General features: G+C 61.7%; 16 protein-coding genes. 5 read left to right on the top strand and 11 right to left on the bottom strand.

Annotated elements, in window-relative coordinates; all coding sequences use genetic code 11:
- Positions 1-90: 90 nt before the first annotated feature.
- Positions 91-837 (top strand): bifunctional 2-polyprenyl-6-hydroxyphenol methylase/3-demethylubiquinol 3-O-methyltransferase UbiG, encoded by a 747-nt coding sequence (gene ubiG, locus HJC04_RS30755; RefSeq protein WP_221123592.1) that lies wholly within the window; start codon positions 91-93, stop codon positions 835-837.
- Positions 838-917: 80 nt separating this feature from the next.
- On the opposite strand, the gene HJC04_RS30750 is transcribed toward ubiG, so the two are convergent.
- The 4 genes from HJC04_RS30750 to HJC04_RS30735 are packed head-to-tail and all read right to left on the bottom strand — an operon-like array spanning position 918 to position 3292.
- The gene (locus tag HJC04_RS30750) at positions 918-1346 is read right to left on the bottom strand and encodes a DUF1178 family protein (RefSeq protein ID WP_085779603.1); all 429 of its coding nucleotides are present in this window, start codon (positions 1344-1346) and stop codon (positions 918-920) included.
- Entirely contained in the window at positions 1343-2215 is an 873-nt protein-coding gene (locus HJC04_RS30745) for a carbon-nitrogen hydrolase family protein (protein WP_210632848.1), read from the bottom strand. The genes HJC04_RS30750 and HJC04_RS30745 overlap by 4 nt, the downstream gene beginning before the upstream one ends.
- A gap of 10 nt (positions 2216-2225) precedes the next feature.
- Positions 2226-2483: a glutaredoxin 3 gene (gene grxC / locus HJC04_RS30740; RefSeq protein WP_221147783.1), complete on the bottom strand. Its 258-nt coding sequence runs from the start codon at positions 2481-2483 to the stop codon at positions 2226-2228.
- Between the two features lie 32 nt (positions 2484-2515).
- Positions 2516-3292, bottom strand: coding sequence for a ComF family protein (locus HJC04_RS30735; protein WP_221147782.1), 777 nt, complete (start codon positions 3290-3292; stop codon positions 2516-2518).
- 77 nt (positions 3293-3369) lie between these two features.
- On the opposite strand from HJC04_RS30735, the gene HJC04_RS30730 reads away from it, so the two are divergent.
- Entirely contained in the window at positions 3370-4254 is an 885-nt protein-coding gene (locus HJC04_RS30730) for a methyltransferase domain-containing protein (RefSeq protein ID WP_221147781.1), read from the top strand.
- A gap of 15 nt (positions 4255-4269) precedes the next feature.
- Here HJC04_RS30730 and HJC04_RS30725 read toward each other — a convergent pair whose 3' ends face one another.
- The 6 genes from HJC04_RS30725 to HJC04_RS30700 form a co-directional block, all read right to left on the bottom strand.
- Entirely contained in the window at positions 4270-4437 is a 168-nt protein-coding gene (locus HJC04_RS30725) for a Flp family type IVb pilin (RefSeq protein WP_020922387.1), read from the bottom strand.
- 81 nt (positions 4438-4518) lie between these two features.
- On the bottom strand, positions 4519-4836 hold the full coding sequence (locus HJC04_RS30720; protein ID WP_064697586.1) for a hypothetical protein: 318 nt from the start codon (positions 4834-4836) through the stop codon (positions 4519-4521).
- A gap of 228 nt (positions 4837-5064) precedes the next feature.
- Positions 5065-5478, bottom strand: a complete 414-nt coding sequence (mutT, locus tag HJC04_RS30715) for an 8-oxo-dGTP diphosphatase MutT (protein ID WP_210632852.1) — start codon at positions 5476-5478, stop codon at positions 5065-5067.
- Positions 5475-6281 (bottom strand): N-acetyltransferase, encoded by an 807-nt coding sequence (locus HJC04_RS30710; RefSeq protein WP_210632853.1) that lies wholly within the window; start codon positions 6279-6281, stop codon positions 5475-5477. Before HJC04_RS30710 ends, mutT begins: the two co-directional genes overlap by 4 nt.
- Positions 6262-7503 carry a bifunctional glutamate N-acetyltransferase/amino-acid acetyltransferase ArgJ gene (argJ, locus tag HJC04_RS30705; protein ID WP_221147780.1) on the bottom strand — a complete coding sequence of 414 codons (1242 nt, stop codon included), beginning with the start codon at positions 7501-7503 and terminating at the stop codon, positions 6262-6264. Before argJ ends, HJC04_RS30710 begins: the two co-directional genes overlap by 20 nt.
- A gap of 113 nt (positions 7504-7616) precedes the next feature.
- Positions 7617-8498: a peptidylprolyl isomerase gene (locus HJC04_RS30700; protein ID WP_210632854.1), complete on the bottom strand. Its 882-nt coding sequence runs from the start codon at positions 8496-8498 to the stop codon at positions 7617-7619.
- A 246-nt stretch (positions 8499-8744) separates the two neighbouring features.
- Between HJC04_RS30700 and secA the strand changes: the two genes are divergently transcribed.
- The 3 genes from secA to HJC04_RS30685 all read left to right on the top strand — a co-directional run bounded on the left by secA (position 8745) and on the right by HJC04_RS30685 (position 14330).
- Positions 8745-11459, top strand: coding sequence for a preprotein translocase subunit SecA (gene secA, locus HJC04_RS30695; RefSeq protein WP_221103912.1), 2715 nt, complete (start codon positions 8745-8747; stop codon positions 11457-11459).
- 177 nt (positions 11460-11636) lie between these two features.
- On the top strand, positions 11637-13052 hold the full coding sequence (locus HJC04_RS30690; RefSeq protein ID WP_221147779.1) for a lipopolysaccharide biosynthesis protein: 1416 nt from the start codon (positions 11637-11639) through the stop codon (positions 13050-13052).
- The gene (locus HJC04_RS30685; RefSeq protein ID WP_210632857.1) at positions 13053-14330 is read left to right on the top strand and encodes a GNAT family N-acetyltransferase; all 1278 of its coding nucleotides are present in this window, start codon (positions 13053-13055) and stop codon (positions 14328-14330) included. It abuts the gene before it with no gap.
- An 18-nt stretch (positions 14331-14348) separates the two neighbouring features.
- Here the strand turns inward: HJC04_RS30685 and HJC04_RS30680 are convergent, their stop codons facing one another.
- Positions 14349-15977 (bottom strand): AMP-binding protein, encoded by a 1629-nt coding sequence (locus HJC04_RS30680; RefSeq protein WP_210632858.1) that lies wholly within the window; start codon positions 15975-15977, stop codon positions 14349-14351.
- Between the last annotated feature and the right edge of the window lie 84 nt (positions 15978-16061).

Genomic DNA, 16061 nt, shown 5'->3' with positions numbered 1-16061 from the left:
GGTCCCGCGCCTGTCTGCCTCCTGATCTCCGCCCCTTGACTTATGCCCCCGATCGTCCGACTTCACATTTCACGAACGAAGGAGAGGACGATGACGGAAGGCGCCAGGAGCACGATCGACCAGGGCGAAGTGGACCGCTTCTCGGCGATGGCGACGGAATGGTGGAGCCCGACCGGCAAGTTCAAGCCGCTGCACAAATTCAACCCCGTCCGCCTCGCCTACATAAGAGACAAGGCCTGCGAGAATTTCGGCCGTGATCCGAAAAGCGCCCGCCCGCTCGAAGGCCTGCGTGCGCTCGATATCGGCTGCGGCGGCGGTCTACTGTCCGAACCGGTCGCCCGCATGGGTGCCTCCGTCGTCGGCGCCGATCCTTCCGAGAAGAATATCGGCATCGCCTCGACCCACGCGAAGGCTTCCGGGGTTTCGGTCGACTATCGCGCCATCACCGCCGAGGAACTTGCCGACGCCGGCGAGACTTTCGATATCGTCTTGAACATGGAAGTGGTCGAACACGTCGCCGACGTCGAACTCTTCATGACGACCTGCGCAAAGATGGTCCGCCCCGGCGGCCTGATCTTCGTCGCCACCATCAACCGCACGATGAAGGCAGCAGCACTTGCCATCTTCGCCGCCGAAAACATCCTGCGCTGGCTGCCGCGTGGCACCCATCAATATGAGAAGCTCGTGCGCCCGGAAGAGCTGGAAAAGCCGCTCACGGCAAGCGGCCTTGAGATTACCGACCGCACCGGCGTCTTCTTCAATCCGCTGTCCAACCAGTGGAACCTGTCCAAAGATATGGATGTGAACTATATGTTGCTGGCGAAGCGGCCCGCATAGTTCCCGCAGGCAATACGCCGTTTACATGTCAGCGGCCGCTCCCGCCAACATTCAAGAAGACCAGGTGTCCTGACTTTGTTTCAATTTACGTCCTCAGGCAGCACCGGAATGGCGGCGATCTCGATGCCCTCCTCCACAAGTGCCTGTGCCTCGTCGACCGTCGCCTGACCGATGATGCCGCGAGCATCCGCCTCGCCATAGTGGATCTTGCGGGCTTCCTCGGGGAACTTCGCGCCGACATCTTCGGAATTGGCCTTGACAGCCGCGACCGCCTCTTTCAGCTTTTCCAAGGCCTCCCGGCGCATGGCGTCCATCGCCAGCGTCTGCCTCTCATCCTTCTTGCGCGCGGTCGACACCGAAGGCGCCATCAGGAGCTTGGAAACGGCGGCAGAATGGCAGACTGGGCAGGTCAGGAACCCGCTCGCGACCTGACGGTCGAAATCGGCGCTTTCTGAAAACCAGCCTTCGAATTCATGGGCATTGTCACAGGTAAGGGAATAACGGATCAAGCGGCGACGCCTCCTGCGACTGCCCCCGCGATCTTCTCGACAGAGAATTCCCGGCCATTCCTCAAGTTCGGGATCTTGTCATGGGCGGCCTTGACCGCGCCTGGATCGATCTCGGCGACGATGACCGCCTCGCCGGTTGCGCCGCCCGAGGCCAGCACCGTCCCCCAGGGATCAATGATCATCGAGTGGCCGAAGGTCTCCCGGCCGTCCTCGTGCCGCCCATCCTCGTGCCGGCCGGCCTGCGCCGCAGCAACGACGAAAACGCCATTCTCGATCGCCCGCGCTCTCAGCAGGATTTCCCAATGCGCCTCGCCGGTCTGCTTGGTGAACACGGCAGGAACCGTCATTACCTCGGCGCCGGCAACGGCCTGAGCGCGGAAAAGTGCGGGGAAGCGGACGTCGTAGCAGATAGCAAAACCCATTTCCGCAAAGGGCAGCGACAGAACGCGGGCTTCCGAGCCGGCGGTATAGAACGCGCTTTCGCGCCAGCTCTCACCATTGTCGAGATCGACGTCGAACATATGGATCTTGTCGTAGCGATTGAGAATCCGCCCGTCAGGACCGAAGAGGAAGCCGCGATTGGCGATCTTGCCATCGGTAAGCGCGATTGCGGTGGAGCCGACATGCATGTAGATGCCGAGTTCGCTGGCAAGCTCGGAGCCCGTTTTGACGATAATATCGCGCGTCTCGTCGGCAAGCACGGCGCGTGCCGCCGCGCGGTCACGCTGCAGCATGCCGGTCATTTCCGGCGTCTGCACATAGGTGGCGCCTCGGGCCGCAGCCTCGCGCACCAGCCGCGCCATCGCTGCAGCGTTCCTCACCGGATCGACCCCGGAGCACATCTGAACGGCGGCGGCCTTGAAGCTCATCGGTTCTTCCTCAAGCCGCCAGCATCGGATCGAGCTTGCCGGCCCGGTCAAGTGCGAAGAGGTCGTCGCAGCCACCGACATGTTCGGCGCCGATGAAGATCTGCGGGAACGTCGTGCGCCCGTTCGCCTTGCCGATCATCTCCTGGCGAAGATCCGGCGAATAGGTCGCGTCGTGCTCGACATAGTCGACACCCTTATGTTCGAGAAGGGACTTGGCGCGGCTGCAATAGCCGCAGAACTGCCGTGTATAGATCGTGACGGGTACCATGATATCTCCAGACGGATGCCGGGTATTTTCTGTCATATAGGCTCGGAGAGAGCCCTTGCAAAGGTCAAAACCGTTATCTCGGCCGCACCCGCCTTCCGCAGCGTCCGGCAGGCGGCGGCGACTGTCGCGCCTGTCGTGTAGACATCATCGACAAGCACAATACGCTTGCCGAAGACGTCGTTCTCGCAGCCTTTGGCAATCGCGAAAGCACCTCTGACATTGTCCTCGCGCGCCTTGGCGCCGAGGCCGACCTGCTGACTGGTGCGCTTGACGCGGATGAGCGTTGCGGCAAGCAGCGGTTTGCCCGATAGGCTCGCCACATGGCGGGCAAGTTCGGCAGCCTGGTTGAACTTACGGGCCAGCATACGGGTGCGGTGCAACGGCACCGGGATCAGCGCATCGCAGCTTTCTACCGCGCCGTCGGAGGCACGCAGCATCCAGCCGGCCATCATCGGCGCCAGATCGGTGCGATCGCGATATTTCAATCCGTGAACGAGATCTCGGACGGCGTGGTCATGTGTCGCCGCTGACCGCAACCGGTCGAAAGGCGGCGGATTGGCGATCGCCTCGGCGCTGAGGATGCCGGCGCCGAGATCATGCGAGAAGGGAATGCCGAGCACTTCGCAATAGGGCCGCTCGATAAAGCGGATGCCGGACCAACATTTCGCACACAGTCCGCGATGGCCGCCGGTCGAAATGCCGCAGACGGAACATGCGGGCGGATAGAGAAAATCGGCAAGCGCCGAAAACGGTCGCAGGAGATGCGCCCGGAGCAAATCTGTCGGCCATTCGGAATGGATCCGTTTCATAGGGTCGAGACTAGCCTGTTCTCTTCGAAAGGAAAATCGCCTTGCCGCTGCAGCGAGCCGGGACTATGGACATCCCCATGGAAACGATCTTCGACAGAGCCCTGATCGCCGCACATCGCCATCGCGCGCTTGTTAACAACGACCTGAAAGCCGCTTTCCTGCTCGACATCGCGGCGGAGGAAATGGCGGAGAGACTTGATGTCGTCGAGCGGCGCTTCGAAACCGCCGTTGAATTGCATGGCACGACCGGTGCACCCGCCCGCGCGGCAATGGCGACGGGCAAGATCGGCACGATGATCCGCGTCGAGAGCGAGAAGGCCTATGCGGGCCCGGGCGAAACTTTTGTCGAGGCGACGCTCGAGGAGGTGCCGCTTGCGCCGCAATCGGTCAATCTCATCCTCGCGCCGCTCAACCTTCATCTGACCAACGATACGCCCGGCGTTTTCGTCCAGATTCGTCGTGCCCTGAAGCCGGACGGCCTGTTCCTGGCGGCCATTCCCGGCGCCGGCACGCTGCAGGAACTGCGCGACGTATTCTTGGCAGCGGAGGTCGAGATGACGGGCGGCGCAAGCCCGCGCGTCATCCCTTTCGCCGATGTGCGCGATATCGGCAGTCTGATGCAGCGCGCCGGCTTCACCCTTCCGGTGATCGACGCTGAGAACTATACGGTCCGATATGACTCGCTCTTCCCGCTGATGCGCGATCTCAGGGCGATGGGCATGAACAATCCGCTTGCAGCCCGCAGTCGCATGCCGCTGACGCGCGCCTTCTTCCTGCGCGCCGCCGAGATCTACGCCGAGCGCTATTCCGATCCCGACGGACGCATTCGCGCGACATTCTCGATCATCTATGTCTCCGGATGGGCTCCGCACGAGAGCCAGCAGAAACCGCTCCAGCCGGGCTCGGCCAAAGCACGTCTTGCCGACGCTCTGAAAGTGGACGAACACAAGCTCAGGCAGTGATCGTCGACAGCTTCGTCAATTGACGGTGATATTGTTGGTGACCACGTTGAAGACGTTCTGCAGGCTGCCGGTGAAGATGCCGAGACCCGAGACAAGTGCTGTGCAAATGATGGCGGCGATCAGGCCGTATTCGACCGCCGTCGCGCCTGTGTCATCTGCAAGAAATGCTTTCCAAAGACGCATTACCCAACCTTCTGCGTGAACCGCCTGCAACCATCAACTCCACGACCACCGGGCGATGACCGCCATTCCAAGCAACCGGCTTCAGCAACCGGCGCCGACGCCGTAGCCTTGGACGACGCAGACCGAGCCGGGCGTATCCTGAAGGACGCTACGACGAATCGTATAGTGCTTGCCGCTTTCGTTCTTCGGAATCGATCCGGTCGTGATTGTGTCGAAATCGACCGGTGCGCTGGCAAAGACGCTTTTCTTCGAGGAATCCGCAAGCATGGGTGTCAGAATCAGCGTCAGCGCGACCACAGCCGTGCCGAACAGAAGGGCGATATTGAGCGCCCCCGTCCTGCGCGAGGCAGACGAAGCCCGTTCCTTTTCCCGGACAGCTTTCCAGAAATCATCGTCCATGACGTCAAGCCTTTTAATACACGCACGCCAGATGCTTGATTGAGGCCGATCTTTGGCAGAAGGTGTTAAACGATCCATTAATATCCACAGCCGAAAACGCCGCGGCGCAATAATAATCAGCTAATGCTAATGCATGTTGCTTGGAAGCGTGCAGCGGTTCCAGGATGACGATATGCAATGGATAAAATCCAAAGCGCATCGCACCGATCAAATTCAACGGGACTCGCTTTAAAGAAAATCCTGCAGCATCGGGATAAGCGGCTCGTCGGCGGGCGGCATGGGGTAGTCGCGCAGCGCCTGCGCACGCACCCATTTCAAAGCCTGCCCCTCACGGCCCTCAGCAATCCCCTCATAGCGCCGGCAGATATAGAGCGGCATCAACAGGTGGAACGTCTCGTAGGAATGGCTGGCAAAGGTGAGCGGCGCCAGGCAGGCGATCTTAGTCTTGATACCAAGCTCTTCCTCGAGCTCGCGCACCAGCGTCTCCTCCGGAGTCTCGCCGGGCTCGACTTTCCCTCCGGGAAACTCCCAGAGCCCCGCCAATGACTTTCCCTCCGGACGCTGTGCCAATAGGATACGCCCGTCGGCATCGATCAGCGCACAGGCGGCGACCAGCAATATTTTTCGGCCAGCCTCGCTCATCGCGACTCTCGCTGCCAATAGCAATAATGATAGGCGTCGCGAAAACCGAGGCGCTCGTAGAGCGCGATGGCCGGGCGATTGGAAAGCCTGACCTGCAGCCAGGCCGAGCGGGCGCTGCGCATCCGCGCCCAGCGCAATGCCGAGGTCAAGATTTCAGTGCCGAGTCCCTCGCGCCGCCTGGTTTCGCAAACTGAAAGCGACATGATGCCGGCAAGATCGTTGTCCTGGACGCAGAGCACGGTCGCGAGCGGTCCCTCCACGGCGTTCTCGATCATGAACAGACCCGACGGCGGCTTGATCGCCGAAATGATTTCGGCAAGCGCCGGCTTCAGGCTCAGCGGCGCCCTGTCGACCGCCAGGTTGGCATCGACGAAACGGCCGACATCATGGGTCGGCAGATGATCGAGCGTATCCGGCAACTCGGCCCCGGCGAGATCGCAGGTCATCACCACGGTCTCGTCGAACCGTGTCCACTTCTGGGCGCTGAGAAGCTCGATCAGCACCGGCGAGGCGAGCGGCGTCTGGCGGACCACGGCGGCGCGACCATAGGCCTCGAACTTCCGGCTCGCCTTTTCCAGACGGATCTCGACATCGCGATGGTCCGAGGGGTCGAGCGGCACGATGGAATTCAGCCGGTTAGACGGGTGGCCCGCCGTCAGCCGCACCTGCCAGCTGCCGTCATATTGCACGGACGCCGCCGGCCAGGCGCGAAAGCCGACGGCCTCCAGCCTGCGGACCAACGGCAGATTCTTTGAAGATATGGATGCCTGGACCAATGGACGATCAGCTCCGATAGTCGCCATTGATTGCAACATATTCTTTGGTGAGGTCGCAGGTCCAGACGGTTGCCGACCCCGTGCCGAGGCCGATATCGACTTTAACGGGGATATCCTGCGCTTTCATCACGTTTGAGGCGGCTGCCTCGGAATAATCCGGGTCCCGCTCGCCGTTGACGGCGACCCTGATATCCCCGAACCAGATGGCGAGCCGGTCGCGATCCGCCATCTCCCCGGATTTGCCGACAGCCATGACGATACGGCCCCAATTGGCGTCTTCGCCGGCGGCCGCCGTCTTGACCAGCGGCGAATTGGCGATCGACAGTGCGATGCGCTTGGCGGCGGCATCGCTCTCGGCGCCCGTTACGGTGATTTCGAGCATCTTGGTGGCGCCTTCGCCGTCGCGCACCACCTGCAGCGACAAGTCCTTCAGCACTTCGTTGAGGGCGGCCCGGAAAGCGGCAAGGCGCGGATCGTCGGCGCGTTCGATGCGGGGCTGGCCGTCCGCAGCCGCAGCCCCCGTCGCAAACAGCATCAGCGTATCGGAGGTGGACGTGTCGCTGTCGACGGTCATGGAATTGAAGGTCGGTCCGACGCCGTCGGACAGAAGCGCCTGCAGCGCTTCGGACGCGATATCGGCATCAGTGACGACGAAGGAGAGCATGGTCGCCATGTCGGGCGCAATCATGCCGGCGCCTTTGGCAATGCCGTTGATCGTCACGGCCACGCCGCCGATCTCGGCGCTGCGGGTCGAAACCTTGGGATAGGTATCGGTCGTCATGATCGCCTTGGCGGCTTCGAACCAGAAATCGCCGGTCGCCTCGGCCTGCATCCTGTCAAGGACGCCGGCGAATTTGGTGGCATCGAGCGGCTCGCCGATGACGCCGGTCGATGCCAGATAGATCTCGTTTTCGCGGCAGCCGACGGCCGCCGCAGCCGACTTCGCCGTCAGCGCGGTCGCCTGGCGGCCTTTCATGCCGGTAAAGGCATTGGCGTTGCCTGAATTGACGACGACGGCGCGCGCAGTGCCGTGCGGCAGGTTCGCGCGGCAGAAATCGACTGGCGCGGAGGGGCATTTGGAACGGGTGAAGACGCCCGCGACCGATGCCGGTTTATCGAAGACCATCATCAGCACGTCGGTGCGGTTCTTGTACTTGATGCCGGCCGACGCCGTCGCCATGCGCACGCCGCGCAGCGAAGGCATCGGAACGAAGGATTTCGGGGCGAGCGGCGAAACGGAACCGGACATGATGAAACCTGCCAATGGGCATTCCCCGGCGACTGAACGAACCGGCTCGCCGTCCGGAAATGCGACAACAACGATAAGGAAGGGCCCGGAAGAACCGGGCCCTGATGCGAATATTACTGCTTCGGCGCCGGCTGGGCGGGCTCGCTGCCCGGCTCCGGCTGCTTGTTGGCCTCGTCGTAACCCTTGCGCAGCGTCTCGTCCGAAATTTCGATCTTGGCAGACGACTTGGCCTCATTGAGGAGGGCAAGATACTTGTCGCGCATGACGAGCTGACGAACCTGGTCCTGCACCTGGTCGAAAGGCGGCGGCGGAGCGTCACGTTTGTCCTCGACCTTGATGACATGATAGCCGAAATCGGTCTTGACGGGCGTTTTCGAATAGGCGCCCTTCTCGAGCGCGAAGGCCGCGTCCTCGAATTCCTTCACCATACGGCCGCGCGAGAAATAGCCGAGATCGCCGCCTTCCGACTTGTTCGGATCAGTGGATTTTTCCTTGGCGAGTTCGGCGAAATCCTTGCCGGCGTCGAGCTGCTTGATGATGTCCTTGGCTTCGTCCTCGGTCTTGACCAGGATGTGGCGGGCGTGGACTTCCTCCTGCTTCGGCAGGGCTGCGACTTCCTTGTCGTAACGAGCCTTGATTTCGTCAGGGGTTACGGTGTCGACGACGTGCTTCTTGAAATAGGCATTGTGAAGCTCGCGATCAGCGAGGTACTGCATGCGCTTCTTGAATTCGTCGGTCTGGTCGAGCTTCTCCGTCGTCGCGCCGGCCGCAAGCAGCTTCACATCGATGGCGGCGGACAGGGCTGCGACCTTCTTCTGGTCGTCCGGAAGCTGCGCCAGCTGCGGATCGAGGTTGGCGACGGCGAGATCGAGCTCAGACTGGTGGATCTCCAGATTGCCGACCTTGGCGACAACAGCGTCCTCTGCATGGGCCGGAGCCTGGAATGCAACAAAAGTTGCAAACGCCAGCACGGCGAATTTATTGGTGCTCAACATCAAATAACCCTTCACAGTTACATCGCCGGCTTCAGCATCGCCTGTTCCAGCTCAAAATAGCCATCAACACCGGATTGTGGCCTTTCTGTATCCGCCAAATCCGTTGACATCATTCGACCCCCCTCTTATCTGTCACGCAACCTCGCGTCCAGAACAGTTTCCGGGCGTTTCAAGGCGTGCGCCTGATTTTCGGCTGGGCCGCGGACAAGAAACGTCGCGGATGAATATTGAGAAAGGACCAGTCACATGGTCAGCTTTGGCGGTATAGCCCGCAAGTTATTTGGGTCGTCCAATGATCGCCGCGTGCGGTCCTACCAGCCGAACGTCGCCGCGATCAACTCCATCGAAGAGAAGACGAAGGCGCTGACGGACGAGCAGCTCGCGGCAAAGACCGTCGAATTCCGCGCTCTTCTCGCCGAGGGCAAGACGCTCGACGACATTCTGATTCCCGCCTTTGCCGTCGTGCGCGAGGCGTCACGCCGCGTTCTCGGCCTGCGACCTTTTGACGTACAGCTGATCGGCGGCATGATCCTGCATTCGAATGCGATCGCCGAGATGAAGACCGGCGAAGGCAAGACCCTCGTCGCCACCCTGCCGGTCTATCTGAACGCGCTTTCCGGCAAGGGCGTGCACGTTGTCACCGTCAACGATTATCTCGCCCAGCGCGATGCCGCGACCATGGGCCGTGTCTACGGCTTCCTCGGCATGACCACAGGCGTCATCGTTCATGGCCTTTCCGACGAGGAGCGCCGCGCGGCTTATGCCTGCGACATCACCTATGCCACCAACAACGAGCTCGGCTTCGATTATCTGCGCGATAACATGAAGTACGAGAAGAACCAGATGGTCCAGCGCGGCCACAATTTCGCGATCGTCGACGAAGTCGACTCAATCCTCGTCGACGAAGCGCGCACGCCGCTGATCATCTCCGGTCCGCTCGACGACCGCTCGGAACTCTACAATACGATCGACGCCTTCATTCCGCTGCTCGCGCCCAGCGATTACGAGATCGACGAGAAGCAGCGTTCCGCCAACTTCTCCGAAGAGGGCACCGAGAAGCTGGAAAACCTGCTGCGTCAGGCCGGCCTCTTGAAGGGTAACGCGCTCTACGACATCGAGAACGTCGCAATCGTCCACCACATCAACAATGCGCTGAAGGCCCACAAGCTCTTCCAGCGCGACAAGGACTATATCGTCCGCAACGACGAAGTCGTCATCATCGATGAATTCACCGGCCGCATGATGCCGGGCCGGCGTTATTCGGAAGGCCAGCACCAGGCACTCGAAGCCAAGGAAAAGGTGCAGATCCAGCCGGAAAACCAGACGTTGGCATCGATCACTTTCCAGAACTACTTCCGCATGTACGACAAGCTCGCCGGCATGACCGGCACGGCGCAGACGGAAGCGGAGGAATTCGGCAATATCTACAATCTTGACGTTATCGAAGTCCCGACCAACCTGCCGATCAAGCGTATCGATGAGGACGACGAGGTCTATCGGACCTTCGACGAGAAGTTCAAGGCGATCATCGACGAAATCCTCGATGCCCACAAGCGCGGCCAGCCGGTGCTCGTCGGTACGACCTCGATCGAGAAGTCGGAGCTGCTCGCCGAGCGCATGCGCAAGCAGGGCTTCGACAATTTCCAGGTGCTGAACGCCCGCTATCACGAGCAGGAAGCCTATATCGTCGCCCAGGCCGGCGTGCCGGGCGCCGTTACGATCGCCACCAACATGGCCGGCCGCGGCACCGACATTCAGCTCGGCGGCAACCTGGATATGCGCATCGAGCGCGAGCTCGGCGAACTCGAAGCCGGTCCGGAGCGCGACGCCAGGATCCAGGCGATCGTCGAGGAGATCAAGGAGCTCAAGCAGAAGGCGCTCGCCGCCGGCGGTCTCTACGTCATCGCCACCGAACGCCACGAGAGCCGTCGCATCGACAACCAGCTGCGCGGCCGCTCTGGCCGTCAGGGCGACCCCGGCCGCTCGAAATTCTACCTTTCGCTCCAGGACGATCTGATGCGCATCTTCGGCTCCGATCGCATGGACAGCATGCTGACCAAGCTCGGCCTCAAGGAAGGCGAGGCGATCGTCCACCCGTGGATCAACAAGGCGCTCGAGCGCGCGCAGAAGAAGGTCGAAGCCCGCAACTTCGATATCCGCAAGAATTTGCTGAAGTATGACGACGTTCTCAACGATCAGCGCAAGGTGATCTTCGAGCAGCGCCTCGAACTGATGGAATCGACCAATATTTCCGAGACCGTCTCCGACATGCGCCGCGAAGTGATAGAGGATCTGGTTGAGAAGCATATCCCCGAGCGCGCCTATGCCGAACAGTGGGATGCCGTCGGCCTGAAGGCCGGCGTTGCCAATATCCTGAACCTCGATCTGCCGATCGAGGAGTGGTTCAAGGAAGAAGGCATCGGCGAGGACGACATTCGCGAGCGCCTGACGCAAGCCGCCAATGCCGCCTTTACCGAAAAGGCCGAGCGCTTCGGCGACGACATCATGCATTATGTCGAACGCTCGATCGTCATGCAGACGCTCGATCATCTCTGGCGCGAGCACATCGTCAACCTCGACCATCTACGCTCCGTCATCGGTTTCCGCGGCTATGCCCAGCGCGATCCGCTGCAGGAATACAAGTCCGAAGCCTTCGAACTCTTCACCGGCCTCCTCAATAATCTGCGCGAGGCGGTCACCGCCCAGCTGATGCGCGTCGAGCTGGTGCAGCAGGCGCCCGCTGAGCCGGAACCGCCGCTGATGCAGGCCCATCATCTCGATCCGACGACCGGAGAGGACGATTTCGCCCCGATCTACCAGGCCTCTGAAGTCATCGTCTCACCCGAGAACCGCAATCCGGACGACCCCGCCACCTGGGGCAAGGTCGGGCGCAACGAGGCCTGCCCTTGCGGTTCCGGCAAGAAATACAAGCATTGCCACGGTGCCTTCGAGCAGGTCTGAGGCAAATCGCGAAAAGCTGGAATGCCGCCTTCGGGCGGCATTTTTCTTTTCTGCGGCAGCGCCGAGAACCCGATCTTCATAGCTTGATGGCAGCCCGATCCGGAACCGTTTCTTAACCCTGTTCTGTCAAGACTTCGGGGGCGATTTGCCTGACCTTTAGAGTTTTGCGTGTTCATCATGGCGGTCATAGAAACAGCGGAGAAACTGCTGCCCGCGGGCCTGCGCCCGATCGGCGGCCGCACGCTGCGCATGTTTGCCGCCATGCTCACCGAAGGCGGCGAAAAAGCGGCCGCCCGGCGGATGGCGCTGACGGCCTTCTCGATCCGTATCCTCAGCGCCGCGCTCGCCTTTATCTCCCAGATCGTGCTCGCACGGCTGATGGGCGAATATGAATATGGCATCTTCGTTTTCGTCTGGGTGCTGATCGTCGTCTTCGGCGATCTCTCCTGCCTTGGCTTCCACACCGCGATCGTCCGCTTTCTGCCGCAGTACAAGGCGGCGGGCGCCTTCGACGAAATCCGCGGCCTGACCGGCACGGCACGCATCTTTGCGATGCTTTCCGGCACAGTGATGCTCGCCGCCGGCATGATCGGGCTGCATTTCTTCGGCGATAGGATCGAAGCCTATTACGTCATCCCGATCTTCCTCGGCCTGCTTGCCATGCCGATGATCGCGCTTGGCGATATTCTGGAAGGCACGTCGCGGGCGAACCATTGGCCGGTGATGGCGCTGAGCCCGGTCTATATCGTCCGGCCGGTCCTCATCATCGCCTTCATGCTGATCGCGATTGCGATGGGCGCAGAGCATACGGCCGTCACGGCCATGCAGGCGGCGCTTGCCGCCACCTTCGTCACCGCGCTTGGCCAATATGGCGCGACACTCTATCGTCTTCGCCGGCACTATGACGAAGGTCCGCGCAAGATCGATTTCCTCGCCTGGCTCAGTGTAGCCTTCCCGATCTTCCTGATCGAAGGCGTGAGTTTCCTGCTCACCAATTCAGATGTCGTCGTCGTCGGCATTTTCCTTGAACCGCACGACGTCGCTATCTATTTCGCCGCCGCCAAGACCATGGCGCTGGTGCATTTCATCAATTTCTCCGTCAAGGCCGCTTCCGGCCCGCGCTTTTCCTCGATTATTGCCGAAGGCGACCACGCTCAACTGGCGGCGGCCGCCGCCGACGCCGCCCGCTGGACCTTCTGGCCGGCGTTCGGAGTCGGCCTCGTCGTGCTCGCGGCCGGCCACCTGCTGCTGTCGCTGTTCGGCGGCGCCTTCACGTCAGGTTATCTTGTCATGGCGATCCTGCTCGCCGGCATCCTTGCCAAGTCACTGGTCGGCCCGGCCGAAACGCTGCTGATGATGGCGGGCAAGCAGAACCTCTGTGTGGCTCTCTATGCCGGCGCATTGGCCGCCAATGTCAGCCTCAACCTTGCTTTGATCCCGCACTACGGCATCGAAGGCACCGCCGTCGCCACCGCCTCGGCCATGGCAGTCGAGGCTATCCTCCTGCATGTCGCCGTGCGCCGCACGCTCGGCATCGTCCTCTTCGCCTTCGCCAGCCCCTCCGCCGCAACGCCAGAAATGAGAGTTCGATAGATGGTGCGCCTACCACCCGTCACCGAAAGCACCGACAGCATCAGCAACCGCATGATCCATGAGCTCGCGGCGCTGCATTTTGAAGCGCCGCAGGCCGAGGCCCGCGCCGAGATCGGCCGGCCGGGGCGCGAGCTCTGCCTCTATCCCGGCAAGCTCGGCTACGAACTTCAGGACGAGCTCGACTTCCTTTCCAACCGAGCGATGGAACCGAACGTCTTTTTCTCCGGCCGCTTCCTTGCGCCCGCCATGCCGCGGATCGAAGACCGGCAAGTAAATTTCGCCCTGATCCGCGATTACAGCGCCGGCCGCAGCCGCATGCGCTTCCTCCTGCCGTTTTCGGTCGACAGACCGGGCTTTGCCGTCGGCCCCTCGATCATCCGCGGCTGGTCGAACAGCTTCGGTCCGCTCGGCACACCGCTCGTCGACAGCGAAGATGCGGCCGAAACCCTCGACAATTTCTTCGAAGGGCTGATCGCTCCCGATCTCAACCTGCCGAGCACACTGGTCTTGCCGGACCTGAGATTGAACGGCATTTTCGTGCGCATGCTCAAGGCCGTGGCGCTCGGCCGCAACCTTCCGCTCACCGTGACCAATCCCTATCAGCGCCCGATGCTGCAGAGTGAGGAAGAGGCGCCCGCCTATCTCGGCAAAACCATCTCCTCGTCGCACATGCGTGAGATGCGCCGCCAGTGGCGCCTGCTGGAGGAACAGGGAACGGCGGTCTATGCCGTCGCCCGCCAGCCGCGCGACGTCCACGTCCGTTTCGAGGAATTCTTGGCGATGGAGGCTGGCGGCTGGAAGGGCAAACGGCGAAGCGCTCTCGTCACCGATCGCTACCATACCGCATTCGCGCGCGAGGCCGTGTCGAACCTTGCCGCCGTCGACGCCGTGCGTATCCACACGATCGATCTCAACGGCAAAGCGATCGCTGCCATCGTGGTGTTGATGATGGGCGGCGAGGCCTATACCTGGAAGACCGCCTATGATGAGAACTATGCCCGCTATTCGCCGGGCAAGCTCTTGATGAGCGAACTCACGGAATGGCATCTCGATGACGCCAATATCGTGCGCTCCGATTCCTGTGCCGTCTCCGACCATCCGATCATGAGTCGCTTGTGGCAGGAGCGCGAGGAGATGGGAACTTTGGTCATCGGCCTGACCCAGAACGGCGACCGCGACATGCGCCAGGCCGCCGCCCAGCTCCACATGTACCGCAGCACGCGCAACATGGCGAAGATGCTGCGCGAGAAGATCATGTCGCTCACCGGCCGAGGCTAAAGCATCTCCGGGCGGCGCTCAGCCCTCAGCCGCAGCTTTCTCTCGCAGCAGCCGGCGGATGACCTTGCCGGTTGTCGTCAGCGGCAATGACTCGACGAATTCCACCTCGCGCGGATATTCGTGCATCGAAAGCCGCATCTTCACCCATTCCCTGATTTCGGCGGCCAGCGACTCGCTCGGCGAATGACCGGGTGATAGCACGATGTAGGCCTTGACGATCTCGGTGCGCACCGCATCGGGTTTGCCGACGGCCGCGGCAAGCTGCACGGCGGGATGGCCGATCAGGCAATCCTCGATCTCGGCCGGGCCGATGCGATACCCGGACGAGGTGATGACGTCGTCGTCACGGCCTTCAAAGGTGACGTAGCCGTCTTCGTCCTGCCGGCCGATGTCACCGGTAAGCAGCCAGCCGTGAAGAAATTTTCGCGCGGTCGCCGCCGCATCGTTCCAATAGCCGAGGAACATCACGGGATCGGGACTCGCGATGGCGATCTGACCGGATTCGCCCGCCGGCAGTTCGTCACCGGCCTCGCTGACGATCGCGACGCGATGGCCGGGCACCGCGCGTCCGATGGCGCCCGCCTTGGTGACGCCAAAGGCAGCACTCGACGACAGCACGAAATTGCATTCCGTCTGGCCGTAGAATTCGTTGACGGTGATGTCGAGCGTGCGCCGCGCCCAGTCATAGGTCTCGCGGCCGAGCGCTTCTCCCGCCGAGCCGATGGTGCGCAACACCAGATCATATTTCGACCGCGGATCGGAAACCGACCGCATCAGCCGCAGCGCCGTCGGCGGGATGAAGGCATTGCGCACCTTCATCTCCGCCATGATCCGATAGGCCGTGTTGGCATCGAATTTCTGCGCCGGCGACGAGACGACGGGAACGCCGAGCAGAAGGCTCGGCAGCAACGCGTTGAGAAGACCGCCGGCCCAGGCCCAGTCGGACGGGGTCCAGACCTTGTCGCCCGCCTTGGGAAACCCTTCATGGGCGAACTGCATGCCGGGAATATGCCCGGGCAGAACACGGTGGCCATGCAATGCGCCCTTGGGCGGCCCTGTCGTGCCCGAGGTGAAGATCATCAGCGCCGGATCGTCGGGTGTTGTCTTCTCTCCCTCGAAGACCGGCGCATGCGAGGCGGTCAGATCGGCAAAGGAGAGGGCGTCGCGAGCGCCGCTGACACTGATCACATGTCGCAGTTCCGGCAGGCGATCGCGGATTTGCCGGACCCGATCAAGGCCGAAATCATTGGTGATAATTGCCGCCGCGCCTGAGATTCTGAGCCGATATTCAAGCGCCTCGACGCCGAACAGCAGCGCCAGCGGCAGGGCGATCGCGCCCATCTTATAGATTGCGACGTGCGCAATCACGGTCTCGAAGGACTGGGGCACCAGCAGAGCGACGCGATCGCCACGCTTGATGCCGAGCGATGCCAGCGCATTGGCGAACATCGAAGAGGCCGCGGAAAGTTCACCATAGGTCAGCGAAAGATCGTCGCCGTCCGGGCTGAAATGCTCCAGACAGACGCGTCCCGGATCTCGCACCGCCCATTCGTCGCTGACGGCGCGGCCGATATTGAAATCCTCCGGAATCCGCCAGGAAAAATCACGGCAGAGATCGTCATAACGATCAAGGGACGGCAGTCGCATAGTCGAGTTCCGGTGAATGCTGCGGCAGCTAACACCGTGCGGCGCGGATACGCAAGCTGCAGAGAAAAACGAGCCGATCACACA

This window comes from Rhizobium sp. NLR8a, assembly GCF_019685235.1.
GTDB lineage: Bacteria > Pseudomonadota > Alphaproteobacteria > Rhizobiales > Rhizobiaceae > Rhizobium.
Note: the sequence above shows the minus strand (reverse complement) of the source record. Positions and strands in the feature narration are given on the sequence as shown.